The following is a 1,851-nucleotide window of genomic DNA, read 5'->3' as shown; positions in this document are numbered from 1 at the left end:
ACCCCACCTGACGCGACAACACACTCTCCGGATCCTCCTCGGACCCGAGCATCTCCCGCTGCCACAACGCATAGTCGGCGTACTGCACCGGCAACCGGCCCCACTCAGGGGCCCGCCCCGCACACCGCGCCGCATAAGCAGACGTCAGATCCCGCTCCAGCGGAGCAGACGACCACCCATCACTGGCAATGTGATGCACTGCCACCACGAGCACGTGCTCGTCAGGCCCCGTGGCGAACAACCACGCCCGCAACGGAATCTCGGAGCTCAGATCGAAGGCATATCCTGCCGCCTCCGTAACCACCTCATCGAGGTTCTCTGGTTCCACATCGGTGACGGTCAGCGCGAAGCCGGTCTCGTCGACGGGCAGGATCCGCTGGTACGGCTCTCCGTCAGCGACCGCGAAGACCGTCCGCAGCACCTCATGACGCCCGACCACATCCCGTAGCGCGTCTTCCAGTGCTTGCCGGTTCAGGGCCCCGGTCAGCCGTAGGACCACAGGCTGGTTGTAGGTGGAACTCGGGCCTTCGAGCTGGCTGATGAACCACAGGCGGCGCTGCGCGTACGACAGCGGCACCCGCTCCGGGCGCTCCCCCGCCACCAGGGCCGGACGCGCCCCTTCGGCCTGGCCGAGCCTGGCCGCGAGCCGGGCCGGAGTGGACGCCTCGAAGAGAGTCCGCAGCGCAACCTCGACACCCAGCACCGCCCGCACGCGGCTCACCAGCCGCGTGGCCAGCAACGAGTGACCACCCAGCGCGAAGAAGTCGTCCTCGACACCCACCTCCTCCAGACCGAGGACCTGGGCGAACGCCTGGCAGAGAATCTCCTCCTGCACCGACATCGCGCTGCGGCCCCCGCCACTCGCGTACTCCGGAGCGGGCAGCGCCTTGCGGTCCAGCTTGCCGTTCACTGTCAACGGCAACGCATCGAGAGTGACGACCGCTGAGGGCACCATGTACTGCGGCAGCCGCTCACCCACGTACTCACGCAGCCCGGCCGGGGCCGCATCCCCCACGACGTAGGCCACCAGGCGCTTGTCCCCGGGAACGTCCTCACGGGCGACCACCGCGGTCTGTGCCACCTGCGGATGTGCGGCCAGCACCGCCTCGACCTCGCCCGGCTCGATCCGGAAACCGCGGATCTTCACCTGCTCATCTACACGCCCCAAATACTCCAGCCGGCCCCCGGCCGACCATCGCGCCACATCCCCCGTCCGATACATCCGCGCACCCACCCCGCCGAACGGGCACGCCACAAACCGCTCACCCGTCAAACCAGGACGCCCCACATACCCCCGCGCCAGCCCCGCACCCGCGACATACAGCTCCCCCGCCACACCCACCGGCACCGGACGCAAACCCGCATCCAGCACAAACACCTGCGTATTCGCAATCGGCCCCCCGATCGGCACACCGGCAGCCGAGAAATCATCCCCGGGACGAATGGAATACATGACACAACCGACCGTCGCCTCGGTCGGCCCGTACTCATTCACCACCCTCGCCGCAGGATTCACCTCACGCCAACGACGCACCACCTCACCAGAAAGCGCCTCACCACCCACCACCACATCACCCGACAACTGACGGCCCCGCGCCAGATCACCCAGCAAACCCAGATGACTCGGCGTCACCTTCAAAAACGTGCAACCCCACTCCCCCGACAACGCCTCCACAACATCCGCGCTCTCGGTCAACCCGACCACCCGCACACACCCACCCACCAGCAACGGGCCGAGCAACGACGTCACCGTCAAATCGAACGCCACCGACGAATGAAGACCCGCCACCCCACGCAGACCCTCATACTCCTCACCACACCACCGCAGATAACCCACCGCACTCCGATGAG

At 67.2% G+C, this 1,851-nt stretch carries 1 protein-coding gene; it reads right to left on the bottom strand.

The window, feature by feature from the left end; genetic code table 11:
* A partial coding sequence (locus ACFZDI_RS35900) for a condensation domain-containing protein (RefSeq protein WP_391256764.1) occupies positions 1-1,768 on the bottom strand: 1,768 nt, incomplete at its 3' end.
* Positions 1,769-1,851 lie beyond the last annotated feature (83 nt).

Origin of the sequence: Streptomyces sp. NPDC007907 (assembly GCF_042959365.1) — a bacterium.
GTDB classification, from domain to species: Bacteria; Actinomycetota; Actinomycetes; order Streptomycetales; family Streptomycetaceae; genus Streptomyces; species Streptomyces indiaensis.
The sequence above is the reverse complement of the archived record's forward strand: the minus strand, read 5'-3'. Positions and strand labels throughout refer to the sequence as shown.